This is a genomic window from Candidatus Poriferisodalis sp. (assembly GCF_965237655.1).
Taxonomy (GTDB): Bacteria; Actinomycetota; Acidimicrobiia; order Acidimicrobiales; family Poriferisodalaceae; genus Poriferisodalis.
In genome coordinates, this window is the sequence record NZ_CBDEGB010000001.1 from 328,391 (window position 1) to 345,238 (window position 16,848).

The 16,848-nt window shown below is 66.7% G+C and carries 15 protein-coding genes and 1 tRNA gene; 4 read left to right on the plus strand and 12 right to left on the minus strand.

Features of this window, described 5'->3' with window-relative positions:
• Window positions 1–14: 14 nt before the first annotated feature.
• The 9 genes from purB to dnaK all read right to left on the minus strand — a co-directional run bounded on the left by purB (window position 15) and on the right by dnaK (window position 11,500).
• Window positions 15–1,505 carry an adenylosuccinate lyase gene (gene purB, locus ACPXYO_RS01675; RefSeq protein WP_423916143.1) on the minus strand — a complete coding sequence of 497 codons (1,491 nt, stop codon included), beginning with the start codon at window positions 1,503–1,505 and terminating at the stop codon, window positions 15–17.
• Window positions 1,453–1,899 (minus strand): 5-(carboxyamino)imidazole ribonucleotide mutase, encoded by a 447-nt coding sequence (gene purE / locus ACPXYO_RS01680; RefSeq protein WP_423916145.1) that lies wholly within the window; start codon window positions 1,897–1,899, stop codon window positions 1,453–1,455. The genes purB and purE overlap by 53 nt, the downstream gene beginning before the upstream one ends.
• Before the next feature lie 184 nt (window positions 1,900–2,083).
• Window positions 2,084–3,352, minus strand: a complete 1,269-nt coding sequence (gene purD, locus ACPXYO_RS01685; protein ID WP_423916146.1) for a phosphoribosylamine--glycine ligase — start codon at window positions 3,350–3,352, stop codon at window positions 2,084–2,086.
• A 14-nt stretch (window positions 3,353–3,366) separates the two neighbouring features.
• Window positions 3,367–4,647: an adenylosuccinate synthase gene (locus ACPXYO_RS01690; RefSeq protein ID WP_423916148.1), complete on the minus strand. Its 1,281-nt coding sequence runs from the start codon at window positions 4,645–4,647 to the stop codon at window positions 3,367–3,369.
• 137 nt (window positions 4,648–4,784) lie between these two features.
• Window positions 4,785–7,364 (minus strand): ATP-dependent Clp protease ATP-binding subunit, encoded by a 2,580-nt coding sequence (locus tag ACPXYO_RS01695; RefSeq protein ID WP_423918620.1) that lies wholly within the window; start codon window positions 7,362–7,364, stop codon window positions 4,785–4,787.
• A 122-nt stretch (window positions 7,365–7,486) separates the two neighbouring features.
• The gene (locus ACPXYO_RS01700) at window positions 7,487–7,921 is read right to left on the minus strand and encodes a heat shock protein transcriptional repressor HspR (protein WP_423916150.1); all 435 of its coding nucleotides are present in this window, start codon (window positions 7,919–7,921) and stop codon (window positions 7,487–7,489) included.
• Between the two features lie 25 nt (window positions 7,922–7,946).
• The gene (locus ACPXYO_RS01705; protein WP_423916152.1) at window positions 7,947–9,014 is read right to left on the minus strand and encodes a DnaJ C-terminal domain-containing protein; all 1,068 of its coding nucleotides are present in this window, start codon (window positions 9,012–9,014) and stop codon (window positions 7,947–7,949) included.
• Window positions 9,015–9,023: 9 nt separating this feature from the next.
• Window positions 9,024–9,686, minus strand: coding sequence for a nucleotide exchange factor GrpE (locus ACPXYO_RS01710; protein ID WP_423916154.1), 663 nt, complete (start codon window positions 9,684–9,686; stop codon window positions 9,024–9,026).
• Window positions 9,683–11,500 carry a molecular chaperone DnaK gene (dnaK, locus tag ACPXYO_RS01715; RefSeq protein ID WP_423916155.1) on the minus strand — a complete coding sequence of 606 codons (1,818 nt, stop codon included), beginning with the start codon at window positions 11,498–11,500 and terminating at the stop codon, window positions 9,683–9,685. Before dnaK ends, ACPXYO_RS01710 begins: the two co-directional genes overlap by 4 nt.
• A gap of 201 nt (window positions 11,501–11,701) precedes the next feature.
• Between dnaK and gpmA the strand changes: the two genes are divergently transcribed.
• Window positions 11,702–12,466 (plus strand): 2,3-diphosphoglycerate-dependent phosphoglycerate mutase, encoded by a 765-nt coding sequence (gpmA, locus tag ACPXYO_RS01720; protein ID WP_423916157.1) that lies wholly within the window; start codon window positions 11,702–11,704, stop codon window positions 12,464–12,466.
• A gap of 25 nt (window positions 12,467–12,491) precedes the next feature.
• Here the strand turns inward: gpmA and ACPXYO_RS01725 are convergent, their stop codons facing one another.
• Entirely contained in the window at window positions 12,492–12,845 is a 354-nt protein-coding gene (locus ACPXYO_RS01725; RefSeq protein ID WP_423916159.1) for a P-II family nitrogen regulator, read from the minus strand.
• 275 nt (window positions 12,846–13,120) lie between these two features.
• On the opposite strand from ACPXYO_RS01725, the gene ACPXYO_RS01730 reads away from it, so the two are divergent.
• Together ACPXYO_RS01730 and ACPXYO_RS01735 are read left to right on the plus strand one after the other, a co-directional pair.
• A complete protein-coding gene (locus ACPXYO_RS01730) occupies window positions 13,121–13,552 on the plus strand; it encodes a Crp/Fnr family transcriptional regulator (RefSeq protein ID WP_420622193.1) in 432 nt (143 codons plus the stop codon).
• A 104-nt stretch (window positions 13,553–13,656) separates the two neighbouring features.
• Entirely contained in the window at window positions 13,657–15,834 is a 2,178-nt protein-coding gene (locus tag ACPXYO_RS01735) for a heterodisulfide reductase-related iron-sulfur binding cluster (RefSeq protein WP_423916161.1), read from the plus strand.
• 22 nt (window positions 15,835–15,856) lie between these two features.
• Here the strand turns inward: ACPXYO_RS01735 and dcd are convergent, their stop codons facing one another.
• On the minus strand, window positions 15,857–16,435 hold the full coding sequence (gene dcd / locus ACPXYO_RS01740) for a dCTP deaminase (protein ID WP_419551324.1): 579 nt from the start codon (window positions 16,433–16,435) through the stop codon (window positions 15,857–15,859).
• A 128-nt stretch (window positions 16,436–16,563) separates the two neighbouring features.
• Here dcd and ACPXYO_RS01745 point away from each other — a divergent pair.
• Window positions 16,564–16,634, plus strand: a tRNA-Gly gene (locus ACPXYO_RS01745).
• Window positions 16,635–16,637: 3 nt separating this feature from the next.
• Here the strand turns inward: ACPXYO_RS01745 and ACPXYO_RS01750 are convergent.
• Window positions 16,638–16,844 carry a hypothetical protein gene (locus ACPXYO_RS01750; protein WP_420622196.1) on the minus strand — a complete coding sequence of 69 codons (207 nt, stop codon included), beginning with the start codon at window positions 16,842–16,844 and terminating at the stop codon, window positions 16,638–16,640.
• Between the last annotated feature and the right edge of the window lie 4 nt (window positions 16,845–16,848).

Here is a 16,848-nt window from a genome sequence, read left to right on the forward strand (position 1 = left end):
CAGTGCTGCGAGGCTCACAGCACCTCGCCCCCTGTGTAGGTCACAGCAGCGGGGTATCGCTCCGCTACTTCGCTGGCAGCTGCCACAAAGGCATCGACCTGGTCGACAGCGCGGCCGCTGAACGAGGCCGGATCGGCGAGCGCCGCTGCGACGTCGTCGGCGTCGAGCGCCAGGGAGGGATCGGCGACGATGCGTTCGGCAAGATCGTTGTGGTCGACCGTTCCCTCGCGTAGCGCCAGTGCTGCAGCGGTCGCGTGGGCGCCGATGCGCTCGTGCGCTTGCTCCCGGCCAGCACCTGCCGCGACCGCCGCGGCCAGCAGGCGAGTCGTCGCGAGGAACGGCAGATACTCGTCCAGTTCGGCTGAGACGCGTCCGGGAAACACGCGAAAGCCGGCCAGGACGCTGAACGCTGTCTCAAGTGCCCCGTCGAGTGCGAAGAAAGCGTCGGGAAGGACCACGCGCCGGACCACCGAACAGCTGACGTCGCCCTCGTTCCACTGGTCGCCCGCCAATTGCGATGCCATCGTCAGGTGTCCTCGAAGGATGGTCACGAGACCGTTGATGCGTTCGCTCGAGCGGGTGTTCATCTTGTGCGGCATCGCCGACGATCCCACCTGACCCGCTGCGAAGCCCTCGGTCACCAGCTCGTGTCCGACCATCAGGCGCACGCTGAGCGCCAGATTGCCCAGCGGGGCGGCGGCGCCCACGAGTGCAGCGACGACGTCCAGGTCGAGCGAGCGGGGATAGACCTGACCAGCCGAGCCCAGCACACGGGCGAAGCCCAGCTCGTCGGCGATGCGGCGCTCCAGATGGTCGACTGCTTCGGCGTCGCCGCCCAGCAGCTCGAGCAGGTCCTGTTGCGTTCCCACAGGGCCACGCAGGCCGCGAAGCGGGTAGCGGGCTGTCAGATCTTCGAGGCGTTCGGTGGCCACCAGCGCCTCAGTGCCGACGTTGGCCCATCGTTTGCCCAGCGTGGTGGCCTGCGCAGGCACATTGTGGGTGCGGGCGGTCATCACGAGATCGCGGTGGGCGGTCGCCAGAGCGGCAACGCGCATGATGAACGCCGCCATCCTCTCGGTGACCAGCTGCAGCGCTTCACGCACCTGGCACTGCTCGACGTTCTCGGTGAGATCCCGCGAGGTCATGGCGCGATGGATCTGTTCGTGGCCGGCCAGCGCGCAGAACTCCTCGATGCGCGCCTTCACGTCGTGTCGCGTGACCCGCTCGCGCTCGTTGATGGACTCGAGGTCAACCTGGTCGGCCACCTCGCGATAGGCCTCCAGAGCGCCATCGGGAACGTCGACTCCGGCATCGCGCTGGGCTTCGAGCACAGCGATCCACAGCCAGCGTTCAAGAATGACCTTGTGCCTGGGCGACCACAGCTCGGCCATCTCCGCAGAGGCGTAACGCGTCGCCAGATAGTTGGGGACCTCGGCTCGGCTCACGTCAGCCTCACCGTGCACCCGCGCCGCGGAACTCTGCCAAGCGGGCGGCGAGCTGCTCATCGTTCACTGCCATGATCTCGGTGGCGAGCACCGCAGCGTTGGCTGCCCCGTTGACTGCGACTGTCGCGACAGGAATGCCCTTCGGCATCTGCACGGTGGACAGCAGCGCGTCGAGGCCGTCGGCGAGGCCGCCGCTGAGCGGCACGCCAATCACCGGCAGAGTCGTGTGTGCGGCCACGACCCCAGCAAGATGAGCCGCCATTCCCGCGCCGCAGATGACGGCAGCGAAGCCAGCGTCCCGTGCTCCCGAAGCAAACGCCGCCACGGCTGCTGGCGTGCGATGGGCGCTCATCACTTCAATCACGTGGCCAATGCCGAACCGGTCGAGCATCTCGGCAGCGGCTTCCATCTTCGGCGCATCGCTCGGCGAACCCATCAAGATTGCGACCTTCATCGATGTGCTCCCCTGACGTGTCCTGCGCGGCGGTGGGCCCGCTGCCTGCCGACGAATGAGCCAATGAGTGAGATAGCGAATGAAACAGTGTCGGGTCGATCCAAGTCTCGCCGCCCGGAGTACCCAAGAGGGAGATACCCGAGTCCGTGCTCGCAGCGCCGAAACACACCCGCGTGCACAGCCATCAGCGGTCGCCAGCGACGAGCAGGGTTTCGGCTGCAGCGATGTCAGTGCGGTAGGTCATGCCGGGCCAGCTGATGCATCGAACAGCTTCGTACGCCCGGTCACGCGCCGTCGCCACGTCGGCTCCACGTCCGCACACGTTCACCACCCGGCCGCCTCCTGTCACCAGAGTTCCCCCCGGGGAAGCCCGGCCGTCCACCTCCGCGACTCCTGCGCACAACACCGTCACGCCGGGGACCTCGCGCGCTCGCTGGAGGCCTTCGATGACGTCGCCGGTACGGGGTGCGACCGGGTAGCCCGCAGCGGCGCAGACGACGCACACCATGGCGTCGTCGGACACGACGACCTCGTCGGTCAGCTCACCCGCTGCAGCCGACGCCAGCAGTCCAGCGAGATCGTTCTCGATGCGCGGCAACGTGACCTGAGCCTCGGGATCGCCGAACCGAACGTTGAACTCCAGCAGGCGCGGCCCGGCGGGCGTCAGCATGAAGCCCGCGTACAGCACACCGCGGTAGTCGACGCCCCGCTGGGTCAGTTCGGCCAGCGTCGGCTCGAAGGCCATCGCGGACAGCTCCTCGCAGGCTGCCCGATCGACATCTGCCAGCGGCGAGACGCAGCCCATGCCGCCGGTGTTCGGCCCCGTGTCGCCGTCACCGATGCGCTTGTGGTCGCGCACGGCTGTGGGCAGCAGCACCGCACGGCGGCCATCGCAGAGTGCGAACAGCGACACCTCGGGACCTCGCAGTCCCTCCTCGATGACGATGCGACGGCCGGCATCCCCGAACGCAGTGCCGTCGAGCTTGGCGTCGACGTCAGCGTGGGCCTCCGCCAGCTCTTCGGTGACCAGCACGCCCTTGCCTGCGGCGAGCCCACTGGTCTTGATGACGTATGGCGGGGACAGCGTCTCCAGGTAGGCATGCGCTGCTCGGCGCTGCTCCGGCTCGCCGTTGAAGGTGGCGTAGGCCGCGGTCGGCACGCCCGCAGCGCTGACGACTTCCTTCATCCACGCCTTGGATCCCTCCAGCGCGGCACCGTCGGCACCTGGTCCGAATACCAGGTGGCCGTCTGCACGCAGGCGATCCGCCAGGCCATCTGCCAGCGGACCCTCCGGCCCGATGACGTAGAGGTCCGCATCGATCTCGGTCGGGGGTGTCCCGGTACTCGCCGGGATGCCGGGATTCCCGGGCGTGACGACCACCTCGGCCGTTCTCCCCAAGGTGGTCGCGAACGCGTGCTCACGCCCACCTTGGCCAACCACACAGACCTTCATCGACGCTCCCCGACTCAGGCCGCGAAGCGGATGTACTGCTCGCGGCCCGGGCCGACGCAGACGTACCGGATCGGCAAGCCGAGGTGGCGTTCGAGGAAAACGATGTAGTCCACGGCCTGCCGGGGCAGCTGCCACCGCTCAGTCACCTTGTCGAGCGGTGTCTTCCAGCCAGGCAGCGTTGCATAGACCGGTTCAGCACGGTCGCACAGCGACCGCAGGTGCGGCAGGTAGTCGTAGCGGCGACCGTCTACTTCGTAGGCCACGCACACCTTGATCGTGTCGATCTCGTCGAGCACGTCGAGCTTCGTGAGCGCGATCTCGGTGCAGGCGTTGAGCCGCACTGCTTGACGACCCATGACGGCGTCGAACCAGCCGCAACGGCGGCGCCGACCGGTGTTGGTGCCGAACTCGGCACCACGCTCGACCAATTCGTCGCCCATCTCATCGTGCAGTTCGGTCACGAACGGTCCCGAGCCGACCCGGGTGGTGTACGCCTTTGCGATGCCGATGACCTGGTCGATGGCGCCAGGACCGATGCCCGAGCCGACCAGCGCGAATCCCGCCACCGGGTTCGAGGACGTGACGAAGGGGTAGGTGCCGTGGTCGAGGTCCAAGAACGTGGCCTGGGCGCCCTCGAACAGCACGCGCTCACCCGCATGCAGCGCCTCGTGCAGCCAACCCACGGTGTCGCCCACCAGCGGCGTAAGTCGGGGCGCCACCTCGGTGATGAGCTGATCGGCCAGCTCATCGGGATCGACGCCGGGATGGTCGAACACCCGCTGCAAGTAGGAGTTGCGATCGGCGAGCACGCTGAGCAGTCGCTCGCGTAGTGCCTTCGGCTCGAGCAGATCCTCGACGCGCAATCCGACCCGTGCCGCCTTGTCGGCGTACGCAGGCCCGATGCCGCGCTTGGTGGTGCCGAGTTTGGCGTCGCCGCGCTGGGCTTCGGCGAGTTCGTCGGCGATCTGGTGGTACGGCAGCACGAGGTGCGCAGCGGGGCTCAGCATGAGCCGGCCGCAGTCGACGCCTCGGCGCTGCAGCATGTCGATCTCGTCGATCAGCACCCACGGGTTGACGACCACGCCGTTGCCGATGATCGGCGTCACATGGTCGTACAGCACCCCGCTGGGAATGAGCTGCAGGGCGAAGGTCTCGCCGTCGACGACGATCGTGTGCCCGGCGTTGTGGCCGCCCTGGTAGCGAACGACGTGCTGGCATTCCTTGGCGACGATGTCAACGATGCGGCCCTTGCCCTCATCGCCCCACTGCGTTCCTACGACGATCGAGCCAGGCACTGCTTACCTCGCCAGGGTGTCCGCAAGCCCGGTCGCCGTTGCGGGCGCAAGTCGGCGAGTCGCCACCAAGCCAGTCACTGAGCCAGCCTACGAGCGCGCACCCGTCGTCAGCCGGTTCTTGCTGTCGATAGGGTCCTTCAGGAGGCTTGTAACAGCGGCGGTGCGTCTTCGGGGGCCTCCGAAGCGGCGGCAGCCGCCTGCCCAACCGTCCTCAGGCCAAATGAGCCCTCGACGTTGTCGACGACAACCCTGTCGCCGCCGGCCAACGTGCCGTCGAGCAGGCCAGCCGCGAGCGGGTCGGTCAACTCGCGCTGGATCAGCCGTCGAAGCGGTCGGGCGCCGTAGGCGGGGTCGTACCCACGGCCCGACAGCAGCTCGGCCGCGGCTTTCGTCACTTGCAACGTGATCTCGCGATCGGCGAGGCGAGTGCGCAGGATCTCCAGTTGCAGTTCGGCAATGGCAGCCACATCGCGGCGGCTGAGCGCATCGAACCGCAGAATCTCGTCGACGCGATTGATGAACTCCGGGGCGAAGAACTCGGCGGGGTCGACTGCCAGGTTCGAGGTCATGATGAGCACCACGTTGGAGAAGTCCACGGTGCGGCCTTGACCGTCGGTGAGCCGCCCGTCGTCGAGCACCTGCAGCAGCACGCCGAACACATCGGCATGCGCTTTCTCGATTTCATCGAGCAGGACCACCGAATAGGGGCGGCGCCGTACCGCCTCGGTCAGCTGGCCGCCGTCGTCATGGCCGATGTAGCCGGGCGGCGCGCCGATCAGTCGGCTCACAGAGTGCCGTTCGAGGTACTCGGACATGTCGATGCGGACCATCGCACGCTCGTCGTCGAACAGTGCCTCGGCCAGCGCTCGCGCCAGCTCGGTCTTCCCGACGCCGGTCGGGCCCAGGAACAGGAAACTGCCGATGGGCCGATCCGGTTCGCTCAGCCCGGCGCGGCTGCGGCGGATGGCGTTCGAGACTGCGGCGACTGCATGGCGCTGGCCCACGACCCGGCGGGCGAGCGTGGATTCGAGGTGAGTCAGCCCGTGCGCCTCGCCTTCGAGCAGCCGGCTGGTGGCGACGCCGGTCCAGCGCGAGACGACCTCGGCAATGTCGCTCGCGTCCACTTCTTCGCGCAGGATTCGCTTTTCGGCCTGCAGCCGTGCGAGCTCGTCGGCGGCCTCGTCGAGCCGGCGATTCACTTCGGGCAGCTGACCGAAACGGATCTCCGCCGCCCGTTCGAGGTTGGTTTCTCGATCCACCTGGGCAGCGAGCGACTCCGCCTCGGATTTCAGCGCGCGGATCTCGCCGATGGCTTCCTTTTCTGCCTGCCAGTGCGCCTTGAGCGCAGCCACCCGCTCGCGCTCAGATGCCAGCTCCTCCGCAATGTCGTTTCTGCGCTGGTTGTCGCGGCGCCGGGCGCCGCCGGGCTGGTTCGACTTCTCGTCGCCGCTTAACGCCAGCTCTTCGATTTCCAGCTGACGGATGCGCCGCTCGCACACGTCGATTTCGAGCGGCACCGAGTCGATCTCGATGCGCAAGCGGCTGGCGGCCTCGTCCATGAGGTCGATTGCCTTGTCGGGAAGGAAGCGCTCCCGCAGGTATCGATCCGACAGGGCGACCGCCGCTACCAGCGCTGCATCGGTGATGCGCACACCGTGGTACACCTCGTAGCGCTCCTTCAGCCCACGCAGGATCGCCACTGCGTCGGTCACCGACGGCTCGCCCACGTAGACGGGCGCGAAGCGCCGCTCAAGTGCCCCGTCATCCTCAATGTGCTGGCGGTACTCGTCCAGCGTCGTCGCGCCGACAAGACGCAGCTGGCCCCGCGCCAGCATGGGCTTTGCCATGTTGGCGGCGTCGAGCGAGCTGTCGCCGCCGGCGCCGGCGCCCACCAGCGTGTGCACTTCGTCGAGGAACGTGATGATCTCACCGTCGGATTCGACGATCTCGTTGAGCACGGCTTCGAGCCGTTCCTCGAACTCGCCGCGGTACTTGGCCCCCGCCACTATGGCGGCCAGATCGAGGGCCACGACCCGCTTGTCTCGCAAACCCTCGGGCACGTCGCCTTCGGCGATGCGACGGGCCAAACCCTCCACGATGGCCGTCTTGCCGACGCCCGGCTCGCCGATGAGCACTGGGTTGTTCTTGGTACGCCTCGACAGCACCCCGATGACCCGGCGGATCTCGTCGTCGCGACCGATGACCGGATCGAGCTTGTCATCGCGAGCATCTGCGGTGAGGTCGCGCCCGAACCGCTCGAGCGCGGCATAGGAATTCTCGGGAGTCGGCGACGTCACCCGCGTGCTGCCGCGCAACTCGCCGACCAGGTTCGCCAGCACGTCACGATCTGCTTCGAGATCGTCAGCGAGCGCCAGCAACAGGTGCTCGGTGGACAGGTAGTCGTCGCCCATCTGGGCGCGTTCCGCGTCGGCTGCCTGCAGCGTCTCAGCCAGCTCGCGGGCAAGTCCGGGCGGCGACTGCGGCTGCGTGCTGAAGCTGCGCGGCAGACGCCCGAGCGCCTCGGTCGCACGGGCACGCACGGCGACCGGCTCGATGCCGGCGCGGGTGAGCAACGGGAGCACCAGGCCTTCGGGTTGAGAGACCAGAGCTGCCATCAGGTGTGCGCTCGTGACCTCCGGGTGGCCCTGGCTCTGTGCGCTAGCAACTGCGCCAGCCAGTGCCTCCTGGCACTTGTGCGTCAGCGGGCTAGACGGCAGAGGGCGGTTACGAGGATCTGCGTCGTGATTCATGACTTCTAGGCTAGCAGATTAATTGATATATATCCACTCAACTTTGTTGACTCGACAAGTGATGCATCGGGGACAGCTCCGGTGCAGCCTCAGGTGGATGCGGCCGGCCCCGGACCGGGCCGCCGCATGAGATCGGTCGGCGGCAGCGGCACCAGGTCACGCCGGTAATGGCGGTGTGTCTCGGCCACGAGGGCCGCTGTCTCGGCTTGAGCTTCGGCCAGCCGGCGTTCCAGCAACGCCACACGCTCCTCCAGCTCCAGCACTCGCTTGACACCAGCCAGGTTGAGACCCTCGCTGGTGAGCTGGCTGATTCGGTCGAGCATGGCGATATCGCGGTCGCTGTAGCGGCGGCTGCCGCCCGAGGTGCGCGCCGGCGCCAGCAGACCCTTTCGCTCGTAGATCCGCAGCGTCTGAGCATGCACCCCGGCGAGTTCGGCCGCTACCGAGATGACGTACAGCGCCCGGTTGCGTTCCGATGCCGATGGCTTGCGGCTTGGTTGGTTGGGGCGGGGTTGGTTGCTCATGGCAGCTTTCCTTGAGGCCTGAGTCCTACGGCGTGACTCCAGCGGTATCGGAGTTCGTGTCGGTCGTCCCAGCAGCGTTGCTGTCGCCGCTGGCGACGTGACTGTTGGAGCGGTTGGCTGACGGCTCGCCATCTGCGAGCGTGGCCGGTTCCGGATCTGCATTGCGCTGACGCCGGCCCGAGGCTCCCTCGAAGTCGGTGACGTCGCGCAGCGCCTCGACGGCAGCCTGCTCGGCGCCAGACAGCTTCGTCGGCACCGCGATCTCGACGCTCACCAGCAGATCGCCGGTGCCACGGCGCGTCTTGACGCCGCGGCCGCGCACCCGGAAGGTCTTTCCCGACGGTGCCCCCGGCGGGATGCGCAACGTGACCGAGTCTCCGCTGAAATCCAGCACTCGCACGTCCGCGCCGAACACTGCTTCTGGAAAGGTTATCGGCACGCTGACGGTCAAGTTGCGACCGTCCCGGCCGAAATCGGCATCGGGCGCGACGTCGACGATCACGAAGAGATCGCCATTCGGTCCGCCGCCTGAACCCGGCGATCCATTGCCGGCCAGCCGGATCCTGTCGCCATCGTCGACGCCGGCAGGGATGCGTACCTTCACCTTGCGCATGCCGCCCGACGACGGGTCCGGCACGGCGACCTCGGTGATCGCGCCTTCGACTGCGTCGCGGAACGAGACGCCAACGCGCGTCTCAAGATCCTGTCCCCGCATCGGCACCGGTCCGCCGCGGCCCGTTCGCCCGCGGCCGTCGCCGAACAGGTGGCCGAAGATGCCGCCCAGGTCGCCCAAGTCCTCGATTCGGATGCTGAAGCCGCCGGGCCCCGATGCGAAGCCGCCCATCTGGGGACCGAACCCTGCGGGACCCATGCGACGGGCCTCGTCGTAGGCGGCCCGCTTCGAGGAGTCCCCGATGACGTCGTACGCCGCGGAGATCTGCTTGAAGCGCTCTTCGTCGCCATCGCTCGAATCAGGGTGGTGCTTGCGTGCGAGCTTCCGGTAGGCCTTGGTGATGTCCTTATCCGACGCATCAGGCGAGACTCCCAAGAGCGCGTAGTAGTCGGTCTCGAACCACTCGCGTCGTGGGTCCATCGTCGTCCCCTACGCCGTGCGCACCTTGACCATGGCGGCACGCAGCACGCGACCGTCGAAACGGAACCCGCTGCGCAACTCCTCGGTCACTACCTGGTAGTGGTCGTTGCGATCGTCGGATGCGGTCGGATCCGCACCATCGGGCCCCGCTGTCTCACCGGATGTCTCGCCATTGCCGGAGCCGTCCTCGTCGGGATCAGGATCTGGGTCGGGTGCCACCTCGATGGTCACGGCCTCATGCTGGGTGGGATCGAACGGCTCCCCGACTGCATCGATGCGTTCGAGACCTGCCTTGCCCAAAGCCACCATGAGCGCCTGACCCACGGCTGCCACTTCGCTGTGGCCCTGCGCGGTGGCCGCGGCGCACCCGTCGAGCACTGGCAGCAGCGATTCGACCAGACGACTGACTCCAGCAGACACCTGTTGGCGTCGCTCTGCTTCGACCCGTCGTCGGAAGTTCTGGAACTCCGCTCGCTGGCGTTGCAGCTGATCCAGATAGTCGTTGCGCTCAGCCGTCGCGGCCTCGAGCTGGGCGGCCAAATCGGGGGCCTCCGCATCGATGCGCGCGGGTTCATCGGCAACGTCATCGTTCGGCATCTCGTGCTCGCTGCCGTCAAGATGCGGCGCGGGCTCATCGGCGGCCGGAGCCGGCTGGGACGTTGAGGGGCTCACTTCTCCTCGTCAACGATCTCCGCGTCAACGACATCGTCGTCGGATCCGGCACCGTCAGCGCCCCCAGAGGCGGTCGCGGCCGCTGCCTCGTACAGCTTCTGGCTGAAGGCGCCGCTGGCGGCAGCAAGCGCCTCGGTTGCCGACCGGATCGCGTCGAGGTCGTCGCTCTCCAGCACCTCGTTGGCAGCCGCCAGAGCGGACTCCACTGGTTCTTTGTCCTGCGCAGCAATGCTGTCACCTTGCTCATCGAGCAGCTTGCGAGTCTGGTACACGAGCGTGTCCGCGTTGTTGCGCACCTCGGCCTCTTCACGTCGGCGAGCGTCCTCGGCGGCATGCGCTTCGGCGTCGGACACCATCCGCTCAATCTCGTCGGGCGACATGGCCGACTGCCCAGTGATGGTGATCGACTGCTCCTTGCTGGTTGCGCTGTCCTTCGCAGAGACGTGGACAATGCCGTTCGCATCAATGTCGAATGCCACCTCGATCTGCGGCACGCCCCGCGGTGCCGGCGGCAGGCCCACAAGCTGGAACTTGCCCAGCGTCTTGTTGCCCGCGGCCATCTCCCGCTCGCCCTGCAACACGTGGATCTCCACCGACGGCTGGCCGTCTTCGGCGGTGGTGAACATCTCCGACCGGCGCGTGGGGATCGTGGTGTTGCGTTCGATGAGCCGCGTCATCACACCGCCCTTGGTCTCGATGCCGAGGCTCAGCGGCGTGACGTCGAGCAGCAGAACATCAGTGACCTCGCCCTTCAGCACCCCGGCCTGGATCGCTGCGCCAACCGAGACCACCTCGTCGGGGTTCACTCCCTTGTGGGGCTCGCGGCCAGTGAGCTCAGTCACCAGCTTCTGCACGGCAGGCATGCGCGTGGAGCCGCCCACCAGGATCACGTGGTCGATGTCGGTCTTTGCGAGGCCTGCGTCGGTGATGGCCTGCTCGAACGGCGACCGGCAGCGCTTCAGCAGGTCGAAGGTCAGCTCTTCGAACTTGGCTCGGGTCAGCTCGTAATCGAGGTGGAGCGGACCGCTGTCGGTTGCGGTGATGAACGGCAGGTTGATCTGGGTGGTCTGCTTGGACGACAGGTCCTTCTTGGCCTGCTCGGCTGCCTCCCGCAGCCGCTGGCATGCCATGGCATCGGTACTCAGGTCGACCCCGTGATCGCCCTTGAACGACACCACCAGCCACGCCACCACCGCAGCATCCCAGTCGTCGCCGCCGAGGTGGGTGTCGCCTGCGGTGGACTTCACCTCGAAGACGCCGTCGCCGATCTCCAGCACTGACACGTCGAAGGTGCCGCCGCCGAGGTCGAACACCAGGATCGTCTGGTCGTCGGTCTCCTTGTCGAGGCCGTACGCCAGCGCGGCAGCCGTGGGCTCGTTGATGATGCGCAGTACGTCGAGCCCGGCGATCTTGCCGGCCTCGGTAGTGGCGGTCCGCTGCGCGTCGTCGAAGTACGCCGGCACCGTGATCACCGCCTCGGTCACGGTGTCGCCGAGGTACTGCTCGGCGTCGCGCTTCAGCTTCTGCAGTACGCGGGCCGAGATCTCCTGCGGTGTGTAGTTCTTGTCATCGATGTTCTTGCCCCACGTGGTGCCCATGTGCCGCTTGACCGACGCCACGGTCCGGTCGGGGTTCGTGACCGCCTGCCGCTTGGCAACCTCGCCGGTCAACACCTCGCCGTTGCGGGCAAAGGCCACAACGGATGGCGTCGTGCGATCACCCTCGGCGTTGGCGATGACGGCAGGCTCGCCGCCCTCCATCGCAGCCACCACCGAGTTCGTGGTTCCCAGGTCGATTCCGACAGCCTTGGGCATCGTTGTGCCTTTCCTAATGAGTCATCCCAGCGCCGGTTCGGGCCGGAATATCGATAAGTTGACTACGGCAAGCATATAACTTGAGTGTACCATTAGCAACTTCCTTAAGTGACGCTTTGGACTCGGGGCTCCCGAAGGCTGCCGAGGAGCGTCGCGTCGGGGCATTTCCCTGGACACGGCTGCGGGCTACCGTGCACGCCCATGGCATCGGCACCCGGCGAACCCGTCGATCAGCACGCCTCACGCGGACCGGGCGCCCTCACGCACACGCTCGTACTCGTGCGCCACGGCCAGAGCGCTTGGAACCTCGCGAATCGCTTTACCGGCTGGTGGGATGTCGGTTTGACCGACGAAGGCCAGGCCGAGGCTTGCGCCGCCGGTGCCGCGCTCGCGTCAGCTGGCATCGAGCCCGACGTCGTCCACACGTCGCTCTTGCGGCGCGCCATCCAGACCGCCAATACGACGCTCGACGTGATGGGCCGAGGCTGGCTGCCGGTACGTCGTCATTGGCGCCTGAATGAGCGTCACTACGGAACGCTCACGGGGCTGAACAAGTCAGAGATGGCGGCTCGGCATGGCGCCGACCAAGTCCATCTCTGGCGCCGCAGTTACGACGTGCCTCCCCCGCCGATGCCCGCCGGCCATGAATTCGATGTCGCCGGCGACCCGCGCTACGCAGGCTTGGCTGCGGGCGACGTGCCGCGCACCGAGTGCCTCGCCGACGTCGTGAAGCGGTTGCTGCCCTACTGGTACGACGGCATCGCCCCCGACCTGCAGTCGGGACATACCGTGCTCGTGGCCGCCCATGGCAACAGCCTGCGGGCTCTGGTCAAGCACCTCGACGGGATCGGCGACGCCGAGATCGCCGAACTCAACATCCCAACCGGGGTTCCTCTGGTGTACGAACTCGGCGCCGACCTCAAGGTCAAGACAGTGCGCTCGGTCGAAGACCGCTACCTGCGCTAAGCGGCAACGTTCCCAGTCATCACGGCTAGAGGGCGTCGATGCCCCTTTCACCGGTGCGAATGCGCACGACGCCGTTCACCGACGTGACCCACACTTTGCCGTCGCCGATGCGCTCGGTACGGGTGGATTCCACGATGGCATCCACGACCCGGTCCGCCAGCTCGGTGGCAACAAGCACCTCGATCCGAACTTTCGGAATGAAGTCGACGTGGTACTCGGTGCCCCGATAGGTCTCGGTGTGCCCACCCTGACGGCCGAAACCCCGTACTTCTGATGCCGTAAGTCCTGTGATGTCGAGATCCCGGAGTGCCTCGAGCACCATCTCCAGACGGTGCGGCTTGATGACTGCCGTCACCATTGCGACCGACGCCTCAACCATTGGCCCTCCCGACTGCGCCCTTCGGTTGGGCCGTCTACCCCAAGGGTCGCACGCCGCGTGCCCGATTGCACGCAACCTGTTCAACAGCGCGCATGCGCAAGCAATCCCCAACGTCAGACCCGATACCAACCAGAATCGTGGCGAGGCTTTCCTTTGAACTTGGGACGCAAGCGCTAACCTCTGGCGCGTCGTGGGGGCCGGGCGAGTGCTACGGTCCGGCGCTTGCAGGGCCTAAGGGTCCCGGCGCAATCGGCCACTCTGGCAAGGAGCGGGATATGTCTGTGGCGAATCGTGTGGAGAGTCTGCGTGAGATCGATCTGTTCTCCGACTGCAGCAAGAAGGAACTCCAGCACATCGCACGTGCCGCCGAGCAGGTCGACTACACCGCCGGCGACAACATTGTCGAGGAGGGCAGCGGAGGTGCCGCTGCCAGCTATGCCTACGTAATCGTGCACGGCACCGCTGTGGTTCGCCGCAACGGTCGGAAGGTTGCCGAGATTGGCGAAGGCGAGACCATCGGAGAGATGGCGCTGTTCGACGACGGGCCGCGCACTGCATCGGTGGTGGCTGCCACCGACATGGAGACGATCATGCTGTCGCGCCGAGCGCTGAAGGGCATCATCGACAGCGCCCCGTCGGTTGCGCACAAGCTGCTGTCGGAGCTCGCTGCCCGCCTGCGCAAGGCAAACCGCAAGCTCTACGGCTGAGCCGCCCCAGTATTCACAACGTTCTTGCGGCCTCGTGAGTCCTTCGACGCCGCAGGCGTCTATGGCTCCCGGTACCCGCGGGGGCGTCAACTAGCTTCGCCAGCGTGAGCAAGCCACCCCTCCGGCCGCACCAGCTCGTGCTGGGCATCGGCATCGCATTCGCTGCGATCACCGCTGCCTCGGGCATTGCGGCGGCAACCCTTGGATTCCACGAAGACACCGACGCCGCGCATCGCGAGGTGTTCGGCAACGTGCCGGGCGGGGTCAAGTTCGCGTTCTACGTCTTGACGTGTGTGCTGATCATCTACGGGGCGTGGAACTTCGCGCAACGCACGCGGAACTGGCAGCGCGGCGCACCCGACCGTCGCCCCACCACGGTGGCCAACGCCCGCCGTCGACTGCATGACTACCGCGGCGGCGTGCTCATGCAGACGCTGCTGCGCGACCCGGCGGCAGGCGTTATGCACGCGCTGCTCTACTACGGCTTCCTCGTGCTGCTGGCCGTCACCACCACGCTCGAGATCAATCACCAGCTGCCAACGGCAGCCAAGTTCCTCATCGGCCCCACATACCAAGGATTCAGCTTCGTCGGCGATCTGGCCGGGCTGATCTTCTTGGTCGGCGCAGTGTGGGCGATCGTTCGCCGGTACGCGGCTCGGCCGTATCGCATCCGGATCAAGTCCCGGCCCGAGCACATGGTCATCCTGATCGTGCTCGCTGCGCTGGGCGCAACCGGGTTCGTGGCCGAGGCCATGCGGATCGTCATCGACGGCCGGCCCGCCTACGAGCAGTGGTCGTTCATCGGCTACCCGCTGTCGGCGGCATTTGAGAGCATCGGCCCCATCGCCGGGTGGCACCAAGCTCTGTGGATCGCCCACGTGGGCTGCTTCATGGCGTTCCTGGCGATTCTGCCCATCACCATGCTGCGGCACATGTTCACGTCGCCGCTCAACATGTACCTGCGCGACCGCGAGCGGCCCAAGGGCGCCATGCGCATGGTCCCCGACCTCATGGAGGCCGAAGACATCGAGACCATCGGTGTGTCGGTGATCAACGAGTTCACGTGGAAGCAGCTGCTCGACACCGACGCGTGCACCATGTGCGGCCGATGCACCGCCGTCTGCCCGGCTCACGCCACGGGCAAGCCGCTCGATCCCCGCGAGATCGTGCTCAAGACCGGCGAGATCATGGCGGCAACTGGCTCTCACGGCACGGTGACACCGCCCATCGGCACCGATGCCGAGATCACGGTGTCAGCCGATTCGATGTTCGAGCGGATCACCCATGACGAGCTCTGGGCGTGCACGACCTGTCGGGCGTGCGACGAGGCCTGCCCGGTGAATATCGAGATCCTGGACAAGATCCTCGACATGCGGCGCTACCTCACGCTGATGGAAAGCGACTTCCCCGCCGAGCTGGGCAGCGCGTTCCGCGGCATGGAGAACAACGCCAATCCGTGGAACCTGAACAATGGCGAGCGGGCTGACTGGGCCGATGGGCTCGACGTCGAGGTGGTCAATCCCGACGACGCGTTCGACCACGAGTACCTGTACTGGGTCGGCTGCGCAGGATCATTCGACGACAAGAACCGTCGCGTTTCGGTGGCCACGGCGAAGCTGCTGAATCGCGCCGGGGTCGACTTCGCCATCCTGGGGCCGGGCGAGAACTGCACTGGCGACAGCGCCCGGCGGTCCGGCAACGAGTATCTCTTCCAGATGCTCGCATCGGAGAACATCGCTGCGCTCAACGGCATGGGCGTCCGCAAGATCCTCACGCAGTGCCCGCACTGCTTCAACACCCTGCGAAACGAGTACCCGCAATACGGCGGCAGCTGGGAGGTCATCCACCACGCGCAATTCCTGGAGCAGCTCGTCGCCGACGGCCGCTTGGACCTCTCAGGCGCGCGGCTGGACGAGCGGATCGTCTACCACGACTCGTGCTACCTGGGCCGCCACAACGACATCTACCTGGCACCCCGCAATGTCATCGGCAGCCTGGGCGGCGTCGAAATCGTGGAAGCACCCCGCAACGGCACCATGGGCATGTGCTGCGGTGCGGGCGGCGCTCGCATGTGGATGGAAGAGACCATCGGCACCAAGGTGAACGACGAGCGCTCGCGCGAACTGCTCGACACCGGCGCCGATCGCATCGCGACGGCGTGCCCGTTCTGCTTCATCATGATCGACGACGGAGTGAAGGGTCACGGGGTCGAGGACGACCAGGTCAAGGTCGCCGACATCTCCATCCACCTCATCGACGCCCTCGAAGCCGGCGAGGGCTGAGCCCCGCGGTGTCCGCCAACGCTTACAACAGGCGGCGGGAGCGGAAGTTCTCGTGGTAACGGCTGGGGGTCGGGCCGCGTTGGCCCCGGTACTTGGACCCCAGCAGCTCGGCGCCGTATGGGTGCTCGGCCGGTGTGGTCATCTCCATGAAGCTGATCTGGCAGATCTTCATGCTGGGGTACAGCGTGATCGGCAGGTTGGCCACGTTGGACAATTCGAGGGTCAGGTAGCCGTCCCAGCCAGGATCGACGAATCCCGCTGTGGTGTGAATGAGCAGGCCGAGACGCCCGAGTGACGACTTGCCTTCGATGCGCCCGACGAGGTCGTCTGGCACCGCCACCCGCTCGAGGGTGGAGCCCAGCGCGAACTCGCCGGGATGGAGGATGAACGCGTCACCCGCAGCGACTTCGACCTCCTCGGTCAGGTCCGTCTGGTCCTCGATGACGTCGATGACCCGGCGAGTGTGGTTGCGGAAGACCCGGAAGCTGGCATCCAGCCGCAGGTCCACCGATGAGGGCTGCACTGCTGCATCGCCCAGCGGTTCAATGACGATACGGCCGGTCTCCAAGGCTTCACGGATGCTCCGGTCCGACAGGATCACCGCAGTCCCCCTCTGCCGCACGCTCCCGGCGCCACTCCTGCGGTGGGCCGACGGGCGACGCTAGCGCCGCCGAGCCCTTCAGGACGCCTGTCAAGATGCCCGTACTGAATAGGCTCTGGCGTCGGTCCGCGGGTGTAGTTCAATGGCAGAACTTCAGCTTCCCAAGCTGATAATGGGGGTTCGATTCCCCTCACCCGCTCACTCACCCCCACAGGAGGGTCGCGAGCCCCCAGATGGCCGCGACGAGTCCCACGAGCGCGAGCGGCACGGCGCGTCGCGCGGGCGCTCGTACCAGCTCTCCTCCTTCGCCGGCACGCCGCGGCCGCGCCATGGCTGCCACGTTGCCGACGAACAGCGCGCCACCCAGCGCCAAGACCAGGTACGGGATGAGATCTTCGCCAAGAAACACGGTG